Origin of the sequence: Streptomyces sp. NPDC102451 (genome assembly GCF_044765485.1) — a bacterium.
GTDB lineage: Bacteria > Actinomycetota > Actinomycetes > Streptomycetales > Streptomycetaceae > Streptomyces.
On record NZ_JBIWKD010000001.1, the window covers coordinates 120,079 to 138,320 of the forward strand.

At 72.1% G+C, this 18,242-nt stretch carries 15 protein-coding genes; 8 read left to right on the forward strand and 7 right to left on the reverse strand.

Annotation, left to right across the window (positions count from 1 at the left end; all coding sequences use genetic code 11):
* Positions 1–223: 223 nt before the first annotated feature.
* On the reverse strand, positions 224–697 hold the full coding sequence (locus tag ACIRD8_RS00515; RefSeq protein ID WP_403984484.1) for a DUF5990 family protein: 474 nt from the start codon (positions 695–697) through the stop codon (positions 224–226).
* Between the two features lie 47 nt (positions 698–744).
* Entirely contained in the window at positions 745–1,539 is a 795-nt protein-coding gene (locus ACIRD8_RS00520; protein ID WP_403984486.1) for an aminotransferase class IV, read from the reverse strand.
* A gap of 69 nt (positions 1,540–1,608) precedes the next feature.
* Here ACIRD8_RS00520 and ACIRD8_RS00525 point away from each other — a divergent pair, with 69 nt between their 5' ends.
* Genes ACIRD8_RS00525 through ACIRD8_RS00535 form a run of 3 tightly spaced genes read left to right on the forward strand, consistent with a single transcriptional unit; the run spans position 1,609 to position 3,059 of the window.
* Positions 1,609–2,235, forward strand: a complete 627-nt coding sequence (locus ACIRD8_RS00525; RefSeq protein WP_403984488.1) for an NADPH-dependent FMN reductase — start codon at positions 1,609–1,611, stop codon at positions 2,233–2,235.
* A gap of 48 nt (positions 2,236–2,283) precedes the next feature.
* Positions 2,284–2,622, forward strand: a complete 339-nt coding sequence (cutA, locus tag ACIRD8_RS00530; RefSeq protein ID WP_403984490.1) for a divalent-cation tolerance protein CutA — start codon at positions 2,284–2,286, stop codon at positions 2,620–2,622.
* On the forward strand, positions 2,619–3,059 hold the full coding sequence (locus ACIRD8_RS00535; protein WP_403984492.1) for a gamma-glutamylcyclotransferase family protein: 441 nt from the start codon (positions 2,619–2,621) through the stop codon (positions 3,057–3,059). Before cutA ends, ACIRD8_RS00535 begins: the two co-directional genes overlap by 4 nt.
* Here ACIRD8_RS00535 and ACIRD8_RS00540 read toward each other — a convergent pair.
* Both ACIRD8_RS00540 and ACIRD8_RS00545 read right to left on the reverse strand, forming a co-directional pair.
* Positions 3,025–5,097 carry a molybdopterin oxidoreductase family protein gene (locus ACIRD8_RS00540; RefSeq protein WP_403984494.1) on the reverse strand — a complete coding sequence of 691 codons (2,073 nt, stop codon included), beginning with the start codon at positions 5,095–5,097 and terminating at the stop codon, positions 3,025–3,027. The genes ACIRD8_RS00535 and ACIRD8_RS00540 overlap by 35 nt on opposite strands.
* Before the next feature lie 67 nt (positions 5,098–5,164).
* Complete coding sequence (locus ACIRD8_RS00545) at positions 5,165–5,866, reverse strand: vancomycin high temperature exclusion protein (RefSeq protein ID WP_403984496.1); 702 nt, start codon at positions 5,864–5,866, stop codon at positions 5,165–5,167.
* A 197-nt stretch (positions 5,867–6,063) separates the two neighbouring features.
* Between ACIRD8_RS00545 and ACIRD8_RS00550 the strand changes: the two genes are divergently transcribed.
* From ACIRD8_RS00550 to ACIRD8_RS00570, 5 genes are all read left to right on the forward strand, one after another.
* Positions 6,064–6,969: a sirohydrochlorin chelatase gene (locus ACIRD8_RS00550; protein WP_403984498.1), complete on the forward strand. Its 906-nt coding sequence runs from the start codon at positions 6,064–6,066 to the stop codon at positions 6,967–6,969.
* A 36-nt stretch (positions 6,970–7,005) separates the two neighbouring features.
* Positions 7,006–8,316: a deoxyguanosinetriphosphate triphosphohydrolase gene (locus ACIRD8_RS00555; RefSeq protein ID WP_403984500.1), complete on the forward strand. Its 1,311-nt coding sequence runs from the start codon at positions 7,006–7,008 to the stop codon at positions 8,314–8,316.
* A gap of 118 nt (positions 8,317–8,434) precedes the next feature.
* A complete protein-coding gene (locus ACIRD8_RS00560) occupies positions 8,435–9,694 on the forward strand; it encodes an NAD(P)/FAD-dependent oxidoreductase (protein ID WP_403984502.1) in 1,260 nt (419 codons plus the stop codon).
* Positions 9,695–9,790: 96 nt separating this feature from the next.
* Positions 9,791–11,698, forward strand: a complete 1,908-nt coding sequence (gene dnaG, locus ACIRD8_RS00565) for a DNA primase (protein ID WP_403984504.1) — start codon at positions 9,791–9,793, stop codon at positions 11,696–11,698.
* A 187-nt stretch (positions 11,699–11,885) separates the two neighbouring features.
* Complete coding sequence (locus ACIRD8_RS00570; protein ID WP_403985601.1) at positions 11,886–12,962, forward strand: RNA polymerase sigma factor; 1,077 nt, start codon at positions 11,886–11,888, stop codon at positions 12,960–12,962.
* A gap of 15 nt (positions 12,963–12,977) precedes the next feature.
* Here the strand turns inward: ACIRD8_RS00570 and ACIRD8_RS00575 are convergent, their stop codons facing one another.
* The 3 genes from ACIRD8_RS00575 to ACIRD8_RS00585 form a co-directional block, all read right to left on the reverse strand.
* The gene (locus tag ACIRD8_RS00575) at positions 12,978–14,900 is read right to left on the reverse strand and encodes an ABC transporter ATP-binding protein (protein ID WP_403984506.1); all 1,923 of its coding nucleotides are present in this window, start codon (positions 14,898–14,900) and stop codon (positions 12,978–12,980) included.
* Positions 14,900–16,633: an ABC transporter ATP-binding protein gene (locus ACIRD8_RS00580; RefSeq protein ID WP_403984508.1), complete on the reverse strand. Its 1,734-nt coding sequence runs from the start codon at positions 16,631–16,633 to the stop codon at positions 14,900–14,902. Before ACIRD8_RS00580 ends, ACIRD8_RS00575 begins: the two co-directional genes overlap by 1 nt.
* Positions 16,634–16,744: 111 nt before the next feature.
* Positions 16,745–18,190 (reverse strand): FGGY family carbohydrate kinase, encoded by a 1,446-nt coding sequence (locus tag ACIRD8_RS00585; protein WP_403984510.1) that lies wholly within the window; start codon positions 18,188–18,190, stop codon positions 16,745–16,747.
* Between the last annotated feature and the right edge of the window lie 52 nt (positions 18,191–18,242).

Consider the following 18,242-nt stretch of genomic DNA (forward strand, 5'->3'; position numbering starts at 1 on the left):
GCGGTGGCGGAGACCGCTCGCCCCGTCCGGTGCCGATCGGGTGAGTCCGACACCCGGCATGGTGTGACGCAGATCACACGAATGCACTTCCGGTGGCCGGGCACACGGTCCCTACCCCCCCACGGGACGGCAGCCCCCCGCCGGCCCCACGGCAGCCGCCCTCACCGGCCCACCCCCCCCGGGACCGGTGAGGGCGGTGTCGTTTCCCCGCCTTCTCCGCGCCTCAGCTGTCCCGGGGTCCGGTCTCCGTGGCGGACCAGGTGATGTCCGGAGGGCGTACGCGGGCGCACCGCGGCTGTCCCTTGTCGTCGGTCAGGCGCAGCCGCGCGGTGAGGTGCCCCGTCCGGGAGGCGGCCTCCAGGACCTCCGGGTCCACGTCGCGCATCATCAGCTTGGCCCGGCGGAACATGGTGAAGGCGCCGGAGGCGTCCACGGTGCCCCAGGACAGGTAGACGAAGCGCCCTCCGAGCCGGTTCTGCACGTAAGGGCCCGACACCTCGACGCCCTCCGGGGTGGGGGCGGCGGTGCAGTCCAGGGTCCAGGAGGCGTGCGCCGCGTCACCGGGGTGCAGGTTGAGCAGTTCGCCGGGCCGGTCCTTGCGCTGCACGCCGACGTGGATGTTCTCGAAACCGGCGAAGTCGGTCCCGGGACCGCAGGTGCGGCCGGGGAGTTCCGATGCTTCGATATGGATCTGCATGGCCCCATGGTCCCGCAACGGCCGCACGGTCCCGCACGCCGCGAGGATCAGACGGAGTCGCGCGGGACGTCCTCGTACACCTGGCCGAGCAGCTTCATCAGGTCCTCGTCGACGGCGAAGACGGTGTCGTCGATCCGGTGGACCGGTGCGATTCCCTGCGAGTTGGTGACGAACGCCGCCCCGTACGCGCCCAGGCCGTCCAGCGTCACCCCGCGCCGTACCGAGGGGCGGCCCGTCCGTGCGAGTCCGCTCTCCAGGAGCGCCATGGTGATGCCGGTCAGTGCGGGGGCGTCCGGCCAGACGACCGAATCGCCGTCCAGGAAGCCGATGTTGGTGATCGACCCTTCGGTCACCATGCCGCCGGGCGAGGTCAGCAGCGCCTCGTCGAAACCCGCCCGCCGGGCCTGCTGTCCGTAGTAGCTCTGGCTGAACTCGCCGGGGCGCTTGATGTGCGGCACGGCGCGCGCGTACGGCACCGACATCAGGCTCCGTGGTGCGTCGTCCGGCTCGACCGGTTCCCGTACGGTCACCACCGCCACCGTCTCCGTGCTGCCCGGCGGCAGATAACCGTGGACCCGGACCGACGCGTCCCGGGCCCCCGCGCCGTCGAGTGCGTGTCCGATCAGCTCACGCACGCGCTCCCCGGCCAGGGGCAGTCCGAACAGTTCCCGGTTCGCGGAGTCCAGCCGGTCCAGATGCAGGGCGAGGCCACGCACCGTACGGTCCCTGACCTGCATCGCGGTGAAGTGGCCGAAGCCGGCGAAGGCGGGGATCCGCAGATCGTCCGCGGTGGCGGGGCGGCCGTCGAACTCGACGTGGAGGTCCGGCACGGAAGGAGTCATGGCCTCCAGCGTAGGTGCCGCGGGGCGATACTTGACCTCAATCATGGTTGAGGTGTGAGGCTGCGGTGCATGGACCTCGACACAGCTGTTCCGAACCCGTCCGACATCCCTTACGACGTCACGTCCGACGCTCCGTCCGACGCCCCTCCCGGCACACCTCTGAAGGTGGCCGTCATCCTCGGCAGCAACCGCGAGGGCCGCTTCGGTCCCGTGGTCGCCGAATGGTTCCTCGGGAGGGCCGCCCGCCACCCGGACATCGAGACCGAACTGATCGATGTCGCCGAGACCGAGCCGCCCGCCACCGGAGCCGCCGTCGTGGCCCCACGGCTGGCACGCGCCGACGCCTTCGTCGTACTGACCCCCGAGTACAACCACTCCTACCCGGCCCCGCTGAAGAACCTGATCGACCGGCACTTCGCCGAATGGCAGGCCAAGCCCGTCGCGTTCGTGTCGTACGGCGGGATCTCCGGCGGTCTGCGGGCCGTCGAGCACCTGCGCCAGGTCTTCGCCGAACTGCACGCCGTCTCCATCCGCGACACCGTCTCCTTCCACAACGCGGGCGCCCTCTTCGACGACCGGGGCGTGCCCAAGGACCCGGCCCAGGTCGACGGGGCGGCCAAGAAGATGCTCGACCAACTGGTCTGGTGGGGCCGAGCCCTGCGCGAGGCCAGGACCAGGCACCCGTACGGCGGCTGACGGCGCACAATCGAGGGGCCACGGACGCCGAGAACGAGGAGACCCGGGATGCCCGAACCCGCATGGCTGACCGTCCTGACCACGACGGACAGCGAGGAGAAGGCCCACGCCCTGGCCCGGGGAGCGGTGGACGCGCGCCTCGCCGCCTGCGCCCAGATCTCGGCGCCCGTCACCTCCGTGTACCGGTGGCAGGACGCCGTCGAGACCGGCGAGGAGTGGCAGGTGCTGTTCAAGACGACGGCCGAACGGTACGACGAGCTGGAGGCCCACCTCGTCGCGGCGCACGACTACGCGACGCCCGAGATCATCGCGACGCCCGTCGTGCGCGGCAGCGACCGCTACCTCGCCTGGGTGTCCGCGGAGACGGCGCCCACCACGACGCTGTGACGGACCCCGGGCTGCCGTTCTTCGTGTACGGCACGCTGCTCCCCGGCGAGCCCAACCACGACCGGTTCCTCCGCGGCCGCACCAGCGAGGAACGGCCGGCCACACTGCCGGGCGCGCTCCTCTACGAGGGCCCGGGCTATCCGTACGCCGTCGAGGGCCACGGCACCGTCCACGGCGCGCTGGTCACCGCCGCGCCGGGGGCGTACCCGGAACTGCTGGGGCTCCTGGACGACCTGGAGCAGTTCCTGGGACCGGACCACCCGGGCAACCTGTACGAGCGGGTGGCCCGCCGGGCCGTGCCGGGGGCCGGGGAGCCCGTCCGCGCCTGGGTCTACCTCGCGGCCACCGCCGTCACCCTCTCCCTGCGCGCCGGCGGCACGCCCGTCCCGGGAGGGGACTGGTTCAGCCGGCCTCCACCCGCACCGCGCACACCTTGAACTCCGGCATCCGCGACACCGGGTCCAGCGCCGGGTTCGTCAGGGAGTTGGCCCGGCCCTCACCCGGCCAGTGGAACGGCATGAACACGGTGTCCTGCCGGATCGCCGCGGTGATCCGCGCCGGTGCCACCGCCCGCCCGCGCCGCGAGGTGACCGTGACGTCCTCGCCCTCGGCCACCCCGATCCGCTCGGCGAGCCGGGGGTGCAGCTCCACGAACGGCCCGGGTGCGGCGGCGTTCAGCTCGGCGACCCGCCGGGTCTGCGCCCCCGACTGGTACTGGGACACCACCCGCCCGGTGGTCAGCACCACCGGGTACTCCGCGTCCGTCTCCTCCGCGGACGCCCGGTGCGTGACGGCGACGAACCGGGCCCGCCCGTCCTCCGTCGCGAACCGCTCCAGGAACAGCCGCGGCGTCCCGGCGTGCTCCTCGTCCGGGCAGGGCCAGAACACCCCGTCCTCCGCCGCGATCCGTGCGTACGTGATGCCCGCGTAGTCGGCCGGCCCGCCCGCCGAGGCCCGCCGCAGCTCGCCGAAGACCTCCTCCGGATCGGTCGGGAACCCCTTCCCGTGCCCCAGGAGCCCGGCCAGCGCGTGCAGCACCTCCAGGTCGCTGCGCACGCCCTGGGGAGGGGTGACCGCGCGTTGCCGCAGCAGCACCCGGCCCTCCAGGCTGGTCGTCGTGCCGCTCTCCTCGGCCCACTGCGTCACCGGCAGCACCACATCGGCCAGCGCCGCCGTCTCCGACAGCACCACATCGGCGACCGCCAGGAAGTCCAGCGACCTCAGCCGCTCCTCGACGTGCCCCGCGTGCGGCGCCGACACCACCGGGTTCGACCCCATGACCAGCAGCGACCGTACGTCGCGCCCCAAGGCGTCCAGCAGCTCGTACGCACTGCGCCCCGGCCCCGGCAGCGAGTCCGGGTCGACGCCCCACACCCCCGCCACATGGCGGCGCGCGGCCGGGTCCATGAGCTTGCGGTAGCCGGGCAGCTGGTCGGCCTTCTGGCCGTGCTCCCGGCCGCCCTGGCCGTTGCCCTGCCCGGTCAGGCAGCCGTAGCCCGACAGCGGACGGCCCGCCCGGCCGGTGGCCAGGCAGAAGTTGATCCACGCCCCCACCGTGTCCGTGCCCTTGGCCTGCTGCTCGGGCCCCCGCGCGGTGAGCACCATCCCGCTCTCCGCCCCGCAGAACATCTCCACGGCCTCGCGCAGCTGCGGCACGGGTACCCCGGTGAGGCGCTCCACCAGCTCCGGCCAGTGCGCCATGGCGCCCGCCCTGGCCTCGTCCCAGCCGCTCGTGCGGGTACGGACGAACTCCTCGTCCACCCGGCCGTCCGCCACCACCAGGTGCAGCATGCCCAGCGCGAGAGCCAGATCCGTGCCCGGCCGGGGAGCCAGGTGCAGATCCGCCTGCTCCGCGGTCCTCGTACGGCGCGGGTCGATGACGACCAGCCGGCCGCCGTTCTCCCGCAGCTCGGTCAGATAGCGCAGCGCGGGCGGCATCGTCTCGGCGAGGTTCGAGCCGACCAGGATCACGCACCCGGTCCGGGGGATGTCCTCCAGCGGGAACGGCAGCCCACGGTCCAGGCCGAAGGCCCGCTGGTGGGCGGCGGCCGCCGACGACATGCAGAAGCGGCCGTTGTAGTCGATCTGCGAGGTGCCGAGCACCACCCTGGCGAACTTCCCGAGCGCGTACGCCTTCTCGTTGGTGAGCCCGCCCCCGCCGAACACCCCCACCGCGTCCGCACCGTGCTCCGCCCGGGTCCCGCGCAGCCCGTCCGCGATCCGCTCCAGCGCCTCGTCCCAGCTCGCCGGGGCCAGCCCGCCGTCCGCACCGCGCACGAGGGGCTCCGTCAGCCGCACCCCCGCGGCGAGCACGGCGGGGGCCGTGCGCCCCTTGCCGCACAGCGCACCCCGGTTGACGGGGAACTCCGTACGCTCCACGACCTCGACCGCCCCGCCGTCGGCGGCGGGGCGCAGCTTCATCCCGCACTGGAGCGCGCAGTACGGGCAGTGGGTGGACGTCTCGGTGCGGGCCATGCGCCCAGCGTGCGAGGCGGGTATTACGAGTGCCGGTGCGTCCGGTTACGCCCCCGGTACGCGCACCTCAGCCCGACCCGCCCGCCGCCGTGAGGTCACCCGCGAGCGCCTCCGCCACCCCCGGCTCCACCGGCCCCAGGAAGTGCGGGTCCGGCTCGAACACGACGTCCAGGAGCGCCTTGCCCGCCGCGAACACCTCCCGCGTCCCGCCGTAGTACCAGGTCACATCGTGTACGTCGTCGACCCCCACCCCGTACGCGTCGATCCCGGCGGAGCGGCACAGGGCGATCGCCCGCCGTATGTGGAAGCCCTGGCTCACCAGGACGGCCCGGTCGACCCCGAATATCCTCTTCGCCCGGACACAGGAGTCCCAGGTGTCGAAGCCCGCGTAATCGCTGACGATCCGGCCGTCCGGCACCCCGCGCTCCGTGAGGTACGTGCGCATGGCATCCGGCTCGTCGTACTCCACGCGGCTGTTGTCCCCGGTCACCAGCACGACCCGGACCTTGCCGGCCCTGAACAGCTCGGCGGCGGTGTCCAGCCGGTGCGCGAGATACGGCGAGGGCCTTCCCTCCCACAGCCCCGCCCCGAACACCACGGCGACCTCCCGCGCCGGGGCGTCGGCCGTCGTCCGCACCCGGGCGTCGGCCGACGCGTGAAGCCAGGCCGCGGGCGCAAGCGCCACCGCACAGGCGACCATCAGCACCTGAACCAGCCGCCGCCGCCCCCGCCGGGTCCGTGGCAGCACCCTCGGTCTGCTCAGCCGCATGCGGCGCCCCCCGCGCTCGTACCGGATCCTTCGTGGACTTGGACGAACGGCGGCGGCGAAAGGTTCGCGGCCGATGCGAATTCACACTCCGGTGTGAACACGCACTGACACCCGGGGCCCCCGCCCTGTGAGACGGAGGCAAACACCCGTGACCGGTGCGAAACGGCGCGGCAACGTCCGCCCGGGACGATCGGTCCATGACGGAGACGGCACCGGAACAGCCTCGTGAGCCCCTGCCCCTCGACAGCACGGCGCAACTCCTGACCCGCATCACCGCCCAGCTCGGAACCCAGCTCAGCCTCGTCACCCCGAACGGAACCCGCAGGCCCATGCACCGCACCCGGAGATCCGCCCCCACCCTGGTCGCCGTCGCACACGGCAGCAGGGACCCGCAGGCCCTGCGCACCGTCCTGGAGCTGCTGGACCGGGTACGGGAGCTGCGTCCCGCCCTCGACGTCCGGCTCGGCCACATCGAGCTGAACCAGCCCCTGCTGCCGGACACCCTGGACGCCATGGAGCACGGTGACGCCGTGCTCGTACCGCTGCTGCTCGGCCGCGGCCACCACGTCCGGCACGACCTGCCCCTCGCGGCGGCGGCCGCGACCCACCTGCGGACCCGGGTGGCTGCCCCGCTCGGACCGCACCCCCTGCTCGTCGAGGCCCTGTACGAGCGTCTCCTGGAGGCCGGCTGGCGGGAGGAGTACGGCACCGACCGCAACGCCGCCGTCGTGCTCGCCGCCGCCGGGTCACGCGACCCCCGCTCCGACGTGGACGCGCGCCGTACCGCCGCCCTGCTCGGCGACCGCCTCGGCGGGGTGCCCGTCGTACCCGCGTACGCCTCGGCGGCCACCCCCGACGTACCGGCCGCCCTGCGCGCACTCGCCGCCCGTGGCCGCCACCGCGTGGCCCTCGCCTCGTACTTCACGGCCCCCGGCCGCTTCGCCACCGTCTCGGCCGCCGCCGCCCCTGGCATCGCCGCCGCCCCGCTCGGCGCGCACCCGGCGATGGCACGCCTCCTGCTGCACCGCTACGACCAGGCCCTGACCACCGCCGCGCCCGCCCGGGACGCCCTGACGCACCCGCACCTCCTGGCCACCGCCTGACCGTTCCTGTCAGTCCACCGGACTAACCTCGGGGACATGGACGGTACGCACGACCCCCGGGACACGCCCTACGGCGCCGCCGACACCGAGCGCTGGGACACCGAGGCCGACAAACAGCCCGGCCGCACCGCGTTCCAGCGCGACCGCGCCCGGGTGCTCCACTCCGCCGCCCTGCGCAGGCTCGCCGGCAAGACCCAGGTCGTCACGCCCGGCACCCGCGGCCAGGCCTGGGACGCCAGCCCCCGGACCAGGCTCACCCACTCCCTGGAGTGCGCCCAGGTCGGCCGGGAGCTCGGCGCCGCCCTCGGCTGCGACCCCGACCTCGTGGAGGCGGCCTGCCTCTCCCACGACATGGGCCACCCGCCCTTCGGCCACAACGGCGAACAGGCCCTCAACGACTTCGCGTCGGACTGCGGCGGTTTCGAGGGCAACGCCCAGTCGCTGCGCCTGCTGACCCGCCTCGAACCCAAGCGCTTCGTCCGCGACCCCCGCAGCGGGGAGCTCGTCAGCGTCGGACTCAACCTGACCCGGGCCGCCCTGGACGCCGCCACCAAATACCCCTGGCCCAGGGGCGCGCACCCCACCGACCCCGGCTCACCGAAGTTCGGGGTGTACGAGGACGACCTCCCGGTCTTCGCCTGGGCCCGCAAGGGCGCGCCGCGGGACGGCAAGTGCTTCGAGGCCCAGGTCATGGACTGGTCCGACGACGTCGCCTACTCGGTGCACGACTTCGAGGACGGCCTGCACGCCGGACACATCGACCCCGGCTGCCTCTTCGCCGAGCCCGAGCGCGCGGAGATCTGGGGCGTCGCCATCGGACGGTACGTCCCGGCGGACACCGACCCCCAGGAGCTCGCCGACGCCCTCGACCGCCTCACCGCCCAGGAGTGGTGGCCGCACGGCTACGACGGCAGCGCGGTCGCCCAGGCCCGGCTCAAGGACGCCACGAGCCAGCTCATCGGCCGGTTCTGCCTCGCCGCCGAGGCCGCGACCCAAGCCGCGTACGGCCCCGGACGGCTCGGGAGGTACGGCGCCGAGCTGATCGTCCCGCGCGAGGTGCGCAACGAGTGCGCCGTGCTCAAGGCCGTCGCGGACCGTTACGTCATGCAGCGGGCCGAGCAGGCGGTCATCCGCGCCGACCAGCGGATCGTCATCGCCGAGCTCGCCGCCGCCCTCACCGCCCGCGCGCCCGAAGGGCTGGAGCCGCAGTTCCACGCCCTGTACACCGCCGCCCCCGACGCCAGGGCCCGCAAGAGGGTCCTCGTCGACCAGATCGCCGCACTGACGGACGCCTCCGCGCGGTCCCTTCACGGGAGTCTCACCGGCGCCCGGCAGACTGGACCATGACCGGGCCACATGCCAGTGGCGGTGACCTGATCGGGGCACACCCTCTTTCGCCATCACGCTGAGTGCGGGACGCTCACAGGTGGTGGCGCCGCGCAGCACAGTACCGAGGAGGCATCAAGTGGTCGACGCACATCGGACGTTCGTCATCATCGGCGGGGGGCTCGCCGGAGCGAAGGCGGCCGAGACACTCCGGGCGGAGGGTTTCAGCGGCCGGGTGATCCTCATCGGCGACGAGCGCGACCATCCGTACGAGCGGCCGCCCCTCTCCAAGGGATACCTGCTGGGCAAGGACGAACGGGACTCCGTCTTCGTCCACAGGACGGGCTGGTACGCGGGCGCCGACATCGAGCTGCACCTCGGCCAGGTGGTCACCTCCATCGACCGGGACGGCCGGTCCGTGCAGCTCGGCGACAACACGGTCGTCCACTACGACAAGCTGCTGCTCGCCACCGGCGCCGAGCCCCGCCGTCTCGACATCCCGGGCACCGACCTCGTCGGCGTCCACCACCTGCGCCGGCTCGCCCACTCCGACCGGCTGCGCAACGTCCTCGCCGCCCTCGGCCGGGACAACGGCCACCTGGTGATCGCCGGAGCCGGCTGGATCGGCCTGGAGATCGCCGCGGCGGCCCGCGGGTACGGCGCGGAGGTCACCGTCGTCGCCCCCTCGGCGACCCCGCTGCACCACGTCGTCGGCCCCGAGGTCGGCCAGATCTTCACCGAGCTCCACGCCGAGCACGGCGTCCGCTTCCACTTCGGCGCCCGCCTCACCGAGATCACCGGACAGGACGGCCTGGTCCTCGCCGCCCGCACCGACGACGGCGAGGAGCACCCCGCCCACGACGTGCTCGCCGCGATCGGCGCCGCCCCGCGCACCTCGCTCGCCGAGGCCGCCGGGCTCGACATGGCCGGCCGGGCCGAGGGCGGCGGTGTCGTCGTCGACGCCTCCCTGCGCACCTCCGACCCCCACATCTACGCCGCCGGGGACATCGCGTCCGTGGACCACCCGCTCTTCGGCGGCCGGCTGCGCGTGGAGCACTGGGCGAACGCCCTGAACAGCGGACCGGCCGCCGCGAAGGCCATGCTCGGCCAGGACGTGACGTACGACCGCGTGCCGTACTTCTTCTCCGACCAGTACGACCTCGGGCTGGAGTACTCCGGCTGGGCGCCGCCCGGCTCGTACGACCAGGTCGTCATCCGGGGCGACGCGGGCAAGCGCGAGTTCATCGCCTTCTGGCTGAAGGACCGCCGGGTCCTCGCCGGGATGAACGTCAATGTGTGGGACGTCACCGAGAGCATCCAGAAGCTGATCAGGGCCGCCCGGCAGGTCGACCCGGACACCCTGGGCGACCCCTCGGTGCCCCTGGACTCCCTGCTCTGACCGGTGGCCCGGACCTCCGGGACCGGCCTCCGCCCGGGGGCGGACCCCCGCCGCCGGCCGGTCCCGGACGTCCGGCCCCACCCGTAGACTTCACACGTGGCAGGCAGGATCAATGACGACGACGTGAAGGCGGTCCGGGACGCGGTCCCGATCGACGCCGTCGTGTCCGAGTACCTACAGCTGCGCAACGCGGGCGGCGGAAACCTCAAGGGCCTCTGCCCCTTCCACGACGAGAAGTCCCCCTCCTTCCAGGTGAGCCCGGGCAAGGGCCTGTTCCACTGCTTCGGCTGCCAGGAGGGCGGCGACACGATCGCCTTCGTGATGAAGATCGATCACCTCACCTTCTCCGAGACGGTCGAGCGCCTCGCCGGCCAGGCGGGCATCACCCTGCGGTACGAGGAGGGCGGCTACAACCCCTCCCACCAGCGCGGCGAACGCATCCGGCTGGTCGAGGCACACAAGATCGCCGCCGACTTCTACCGCGAGCAGCTGAACGGCCCGGAGGCGGAGATCGGCCGGGCGTTCCTCGCCGCACGCGGGTTCGACCAGGACGCGGCGGCCCACTTCGGCGTCGGCTACAGCCCCGCGGGCTGGGACCACCTCACCCGCTTCCTGCGCGGCAAGGGCTTCAGCGACAAGGAGCTCATCAGCTCCGGTCTCTCCCAGGACGGCCGCCGGGGCCCCATCGACCGCTTCCGCGGCCGGCTGATGTGGCCGATCAGCGACACCTCGGGCGAGATCGTCGGCTTCGGCGCCCGCAAGCTCCGCGACGACGACAACGGCCCGAAGTACCTCAACACCCCCGAGACCTCGATCTACAAGAAGTCCCAGGTGCTCTACGGCATCGACCTGGCCAAGAAGGACATCGCCAAGGTGAGCCGGGCCGTCGTCGTCGAGGGCTACACCGACGTCATGGCCTGCCACCTCGCCGGGGTCACCACCGCCATCGCCACCTGCGGCACCTCGTTCGGCAACGACCACATCAAGATCCTCCGACGGCTCCTGATGGACAACGGCAGCGCCCGGGTCATCTTCACCTTCGACGGCGACGCCGCCGGCCAGAAGGCGGCCCTGCGGGCCTTCGAGGACGACCAGAAGTTCGCCGCCGAGACGTACATCGCGATCGCCCCGGACAACATGGACCCGTGCGACCTGCGGCTCGCCAAGGGCGACGACGCCGTACGCGACCTGGTCGAGCCCCGCACCCCGCTCTTCGAGTTCGCGCTCCGCCAGATCGTCGGCCGGTACGACCTGGAGACCCCCGCCGGCCGTGCCGCCGCGCTCGACGAGGCCGGGCCCGTGGTCGCCCGTATCAAGAACAGCTCCTCCCAGCACGAGGTCGCCGTCCAGCTGGCCGGACTGCTCGGCATCCTGGACACCCAGTTCGTGGTCAAGCGCGTGGGGCAGCTCGCCCGCTGGGCCCGCGACCGCGGCGAGCGCGGCCCCGCGCCTGGCGGGCCCTCCCGGGGCGGCCCCGCGCACCAGCAGGTGCAGGCCCCGAAGGCACCGCCGGGCCCCGCGCTCAACCTCCGCAGCCCCGCCCACCGCACGGAGCGCGAGCTGCTCAAGCTCGCCCTGCAGAAGCCCGCCCTGGTGTCGCCCGCCTTCGACGCCTACGGCATCGACGAGTTCACCGCCCCGCCGTACGCGGCGGTGCGCCAGTGCATCGCGGAGGCGGGCGGCGCCGAACAGGGCCTGGCCGAGACCCGCGAATACCTGGTCAACGTGCTGGACGCGGCCCCCGACGACACCGTGCGCAACCTCGTCACCGAGCTCGCCGTCGAGGTGTTCCACGGCAAGACGATCGACGAGACGTACGCCGGCATGCAGCTCGTCCAGGTCCGTCTGCGTGCCGTCGACCGCAGGATCGGCGACGTCCAGGGCAGCCTCGCCCGCCTCGGCAGCAATGTCGCCCCGGACCACCTGGCCGCCGCACAGAACGAGGTCTGGGTCCTCCAGCAGTACGCCCAGTCGCTGCGGAGCCACGGCGCCGACGCCCTCTGACCCTCAGGGCCTGTCAGCACCCCGTTACGCTCCGGACGCAAAAAGTCACCGCACGCCCCTCGTGGCGGCGATGTGTCGTACCCCACACTGGGTGGCGGTGCCTGAGTCATCGGAGCGCGGCCGGTCCTTCCGTCCAGGGCGGACCTCCATCCCCGCGTCCGGCAGCGATCACCTGGAGGTCGCCCCCGTGCAGACCCGGACCGTGCCGACCACGACCGAGCATGTCCCGGCGATTCCCGCGCAGAACCGGGTCACACGTCACCCGGAGACGGCGGGCACGCCCGAACCGGTGCTGGAGGAACCGGTGGAGCCCCCCGAGCCCCCCGAGCCCCGGAGCCGCCCGGAAGCGGGCGGCCCGACCTCCGACCTCTTCCGCCAGTACTTACGGGAGATCGGACGGATACCGCTGCTCAGCGCCGCCGAGGAGGTGGACCTCGCCCGCCGCGTCGAGGCGGGGCTCTTCGCCGAGGAACGGCTCGCCCGCACCCCCGACCCCGACACCCGGCTCGCCGTCGACCTGGACCGCCTCGTGGTCATGGGACGGATGGCGAAGCGCCGGCTCATCGAGGCCAACCTCCGCCTCGTGGTCTCCGTGGCCAAGCGTTACGTGGGCCGGGGCCTGACCATGCTCGACCTGGTCCAGGAGGGGAACCTCGGACTGATCAGGGCGGTCGAGAAGTTCGACTACGCACGGGGCTACAAATTCTCCACGTACGCGACCTGGTGGATCCGCCAGGCGATGTCCCGCGCACTGGCCGACCAGGCCAGGACCATAAGGGTCCCGGTGCACGTCGTCGAGCTGATCAACCGGGTCGTACGGGTCCAGCGCCGCATGCTCCAGGAGCGCGGCTACGAGCCCACCCCCGAAGAGGTCGCGGGCCAGCTGGACCTGACGCCCGAACGCGTCGGGGAGGTCCTGCGGCTCGCCCAGGAACCCGTCTCCCTGCACGCCCCCGTCGGCGAGGAGGACGACGTCGCCTTCGGTGACCTCATCGAGGACGGTGACGCCGCCTCCCCCGTGGAGTCCGCGGCCTTCCTCCTGCTGCGCGAACACCTGGAGGCGGTGCTCTCCACCCTCGGGGAGCGGGAGAGGAAGGTCGTCCAGCTGCGCTACGGACTGGACGACGGGCGGCCCCGCACGCTCGAGGAGATCGGGAGGATCTTCGGCGTGACGCGCGAACGCATCCGCCAGATCGAGTCCAAGACCCTCGACAAGCTGCGGGACCACGCCTTCGCCGACCAGCTCAGGGGCTACCTGGACTGAGCGGGGCCGCCCGGATCAGTCGACCTCGGCCAGCGCCTCTGCGAACTGCGCCGCGTACAGCCGGGCGTACGCCCCCTCGGCGGCCAGCAGCTCGTCGTGCGTGCCCTGCTCGACGATCGAGCCGTTCTCCATCACCAGGATCACGTCCGCGTCCCGGATGGTGGAGAGCCGGTGCGCGATCACGAAGCTCGTACGGCCGTGGGCCAGCCGCGCCATCGCCTTCTGGATCAGCACCTCGGTCCGGGTGTCCACCGAGCTGGTGGCCTCGTCGAGCACCAGGATCACCGGGTCGGACAGGAACGCCCGCGCGATGGTGATCAGCTGCTTCTCGCCCGCGCTGACCCCGGCCCCCTCGTCGTCGAGCACCGTGTCGTAGCCCTCGGGCAGCGTACGGACGAAGCGGTCGGCGTGGGCGGCGCGCGCCGCCTCCTCGATCTCCTCCCGGGTCACCTCGCGCGAGGCGCCGTAGGCGATGTTCTCCGCGATCGTCCCGCCGAACAGCCAGGTGTCCTGGAGCACCATGCCTATGGACGAACGGAGTTCGTCGCGCGCCATCCGCGCCGCGTCGACCCCGTCGAGGGTGATCCGGCCGCCCGTCACCTCGTAGAACCGCATCAGCAGATTGACCAGCGTCGTCTTGCCGGCGCCGGTCGGACCGACGATCGCGACCGTGTGGCCGGGCTCCACGCTCAGTGAGAGGTCCTCGATGAGCGGCTTCTCCGGGTCGTACCGGAAGGACACGTTCTCCAGCGCGACGCTGCCGCGCAGCTCCTTCGGCCGCTCCGCGGGATCCGGGTCGGGCGCCTGCTCCTCCGCGTCCAGCAGGCCGAAGACCCGCTCCGCGGACGCGATGCCCGACTGCACCAGGTTCGCCATGGAGGCGACCTGGGTCAGCGGCATCGAGAACTGCCGCGAGTACTGGATGAACGCCTGCACATCACCGATCGACAGGGAACCCGACGCCACCCGCAGCCCGCCGACGACCGCGACCAGCACATAGTTCAGGTTCGACACGAACATCATCAGCGGCTGCATGATCCCGCTGTTGAACTGGGCCTTGAAGCCCGCCTCGTACAGCGCCTCGTTCTGCTCGGCGAAGTCCTTCGCGGACTCCTCCTGCCGCCCGAAGACCTTCACCAGGCTGTGGCCGGTGTACATCTCCTCGATGTGGGCGTTGAGCCTGCCCGTCACCTTCCACTGCGCCACGAAGTGCGGCTGCGACCGCTTGCCGACCCGCGTCGCGACGAACACGGACAGCGGGATCGTCACCAGCGCCACCAGGGCGAGCAGCGGAGAGATCCAGAACATCATGATCAGTACGCCGACGATGGTCAGCAGGGAGTTGATGAGCTGGCCCATCGTCTGCTGCATCGTCTGCGAGATGTTGTCGATGTCGTTCGTCGCCCGGCTCAGCACCTCACCGCGCTGCTGCCGGTCGAAATAGGAGAGCGGGAGCCGCGCCAGCTTGGTCTGCAGGTCCTCGCGCAGCTGGAAGACGACCCGGTTGATCACCCGGATCGACAGCCGGGTCGACACCAGCATCAGCAGCCCGGCACCGACGTACACCACCAGTGCCGCCAGCAGGACCCGGCCCACCGCGTCGAAGTCGATGCCGTTGCCGGGGATGAAGTCCACCCCGGTCAGCATGTCGGCGAGCCCGCCGTTCCCCTGCTCGCGCAGGCCGTCGATGGCCTGCTCCTTCGTCGTGCCGTCCGGCATCTGCCGTCCGACGACACCCGCGAAGATCAGGTCCGTGGCCCCGCCGAGGATCTTGGGCCCCACCACGGAGAGCGCCACGCTCAGCGTGCCCGCGCCCAGCATCAGATACAGCGAGGACTTCTCCTTGCTGAACCGTCGCAGCAGCCGTTTCCCCGACCCCTTGAAGTCCATGGACCGCTCGGTGGGCCCCGCCATCATCCGTCCGCCCGGTCCTGCCATCAGGCGGCCTCCGCTTCCGTCAGCTGGGAGAGCACGATCTCCCGGTAGGTTTCGTTGCCGTCCATCAGCTCGTGATGGCTGCCCGTCCCGACGACCCGGCCCTCGTCCAGCACCAGGATCCGGTCGGCGTCACGGATCGTGGACACCCGCTGCGCCACGATCACCACGGTCGCCCCCGCCGTCTCGCGGGACAGCGCACCGCGCAGCGCGGCGTCCGTCGCGTAGTCCAGGGCCGAGAACGAGTCGTCGAAGAGGTAGATCTCCGGCCGCTGCACCAGGGTCCGCGCGATCGCGAGCCGCTGCCGCTGGCCGCCGGAGACATTGGTGCCGCCCTGCGCGATCGGCGCGTCCAGGCCGTGCTCCAGCAGCTCCACGAAGTCCTTCGCCTGCGCCACCTCCAGCGCGTGCCACAGCTCCTCGTCGGTCGCGTCCGGATTGCCGTAGCGCAGATTCGTCGCGACCGTCCCCGAGAAGAGGTACGGCTTCTGCGGGACCAGGCTCACGGTCTTCGCCAGCAGGACCGGATCCAGCGTCCGCACGTCCGTACCGTCGACGAGCACATCGCCGTCCGTCGCGTCGAACAGCCGCGGTACGAGCCCGAGCAGCGTCGACTTGCCGCTGCCCGTCGACCCGATGATCGCCGTGGTCTCCCCGGGCCGCGCCACGAGATCGACCGAGCGGAGCACCGGCTCCTCGGCGCCCGGGAAGCGGAACTCCGCGCCCCGTATCTCCAGATGCCCGTGTTTCAGCAGCTTGGTAACAGGTGCGGTCGGCGGCACCACGCTCGACTCGGTCTCCAGGACCTCCTGGATGCGCTCGGCGCAGACCTCCGCGCGCGGCACCATGATGAACATGAAGGTGGCCATCATCACCGACATGACGATCTGCATCAGATAGGCGAGGAACGCGGTCAGCGCACCGATCTGCATCCCGCCGCTGTCGATGCGGTGCGCCCCGAACCAGACCACCGCGATGGACGACAGGTTCACGACCGTCATCACCGTCGGGAACATGAGCGCCATCAGCCGGCCCGTCGACACCGCGACGTCCGTCAGCTCCGTGTTGGCGCCGCGGAAGCGTTTTTCCTCGTAGTCGTCACGGATGAAGGCGCGGATGACGCGGTTGCCGGTGATCTGCTCGCGCAGCACACGGTTCACCGTGTCCAGCCGCACCTGCATCGTGCGGAACAGCGGCCGCATCCGCCTCACGATGAGGGCCACGGAGATGCCGAGCACGGGCAGCACGGCCAGCAGCACCGCCGACAGCGGGACGTCCTGGCCGAGCGCCATGATGACGCCGCCGACACACATGATGGGCGCCGAGACCATCAGGGTGAAGGCCATCAGGACGAGCATCTGGACCTGCTGCACGTCATTGGTCGTACGGGTGATCAGAGAAGGCGCCCCGAACCGTCCCACCTCACGGGCGGAGAACGACTGCACCCGGTCGAATATCAGTGCGCGTACGTCGCGTCCCAGGGCGGAGGCCGTCCGGGCGCCGTAGTAGACCGCACCGATGTTGCAGACGATCTGGATGATGCTGACGGCGATCATCACGGCGCCGAATTGCAGGATGTAACCCGTGTCACCCGTCACGACACCGTTGTCAATGATGTCCGCGTTGAGGCTGGGCAGATAGAGACTGGCGCAGGTCTGCAGGAGCTGGAGCAGTACCAGCAGCATGATGGGACGTCTGTACGGACCCAGACAGGTCCGCAGGAGTTTTATGAGCACGCGTGTCTCTCGGAGTCGGCGTAGGGCAGAGGCCGGTCCATACTCCGGCACCGCGTCCCCCGACTGCCAACGCTTTTATCCAAGTCCCGGTCAAATTCCCGGGCGCGCTCCTCAGGCGGTTCCGCCGAACGCCCCGGGGTGGATCTGGTCCCGGGTCGCCCCGTACTGCTGGCGCACCGCACTGCCCACCGCGAGCTCATCACCCGGCTCCAGCACCTGCGCCGCGGCGCCCTGCCAGGCCGGGGGCGTACGCGGGTCGAGCGTCCCCTGCGAGACCCCGAGCGCCCACGCCGCCTGCCGGGCCGCGCCCAGCGCCGCGTACTCGGCGGGCTGCGGTACGACGACCTGGGTGCCGAACACCGCGGGCGCCAGCGCCTGCACGGCGGGCAGTTCGGCGGCGGCGCCGAGCAGGAACACCCGCCGCACCTCCACGCCCCGGTCCCGCAGCACGTCCAGGGCGTCGGCCAGCGAGCACAGCATCCCCTCGAAGGCGGCCCGCGCCAGGTGCTCGGGCTTCATCGACTCGCGCCGCAGCCCGCTCAGCGTCCCCGCGGTGTGCGGCAGGTGCGGGGTGCGCTCACCCTCCAGGTAGGGGAGCAGGACGAGCCCGGAAGCACCCGGCGTCGACTTCAGGGCCAGCGCGGACAGTTCGTCCAGGCCGTCCAGGCCCAGCATCTCCGCCGTACCGCGCAGCGCGCGTACCGCGTTCGACGTGTGGACCACCGGCAGATGCATCCCGGTCGCGTCGGCGAAGGAGGTGATCATGCCCGTGGGGTCGGCCAGCGCCTCGTGGTGCACGGCCATCACCGAACCCGAGGCCCCCAGCGACACGACGGCGTCCCCGACGGCGACGCCCAGCCCGAAGGCCGCGGCCATCGTCTCTCCGGTGCCCGCCGAGATCAGCAGCCCCTCCGGTGTCGTCCCGGCGGCGTCGGCCGGGCCGAGGACCTCGGGCAGCGCGGCCTGGTGGCCGAGCGCGAGCTCCACGAGATCGGGCCGGTAGGAGCCGGTCCCCGCCGACCAGTAACCGGTGCCGGACGCGGCCCCGCGGTCCGTGGTCCGGCGGGCCGGCCGGCCGAGGAGCTGCCACACCAGCCAGTCGTGCGGCTGCAGCACGGCGGCGACCCGCTGCGCGTTCTCCGGTTCGGACCGCACCAGCCAGCGAAGCTTCGCCACGGGCTGCGCGGCCTGCGGCACGGCGCCCACGGCCTCGGCCCAGGGCTGCCGCCCGCCGAGCCCGTCGATCAGATCGGCCGCCGCGGCCTGCGCCCGCCGGTCGTTGCCGAGCAGCGCCGGCCGTACGAGATTGCCCTGGTGGTCCAGCGGCACCAGCCCGTGCTGCTGCGCGGACACACCGATGGCCTGCACGCCTTCGAGCAGCCCTCCGGAGGCCGCCTCACCGAGTGAGAGCAGCCACGCCTGCGGATCCACCTCGGAGGCCTTGGCCTCGATGGGATGCGCGGCGTACCCCTGCCGCAGCACCGCACCGGTGTCCGTGTCGCAGACGACGATGTGAGTGAAGGCGGATGAACTGTCCAAGCCGGCCACTATGCCCATGGACACGATTCTGCCGCACCGGCGGACCGTTCCGTACACGCGGACCGCCCGG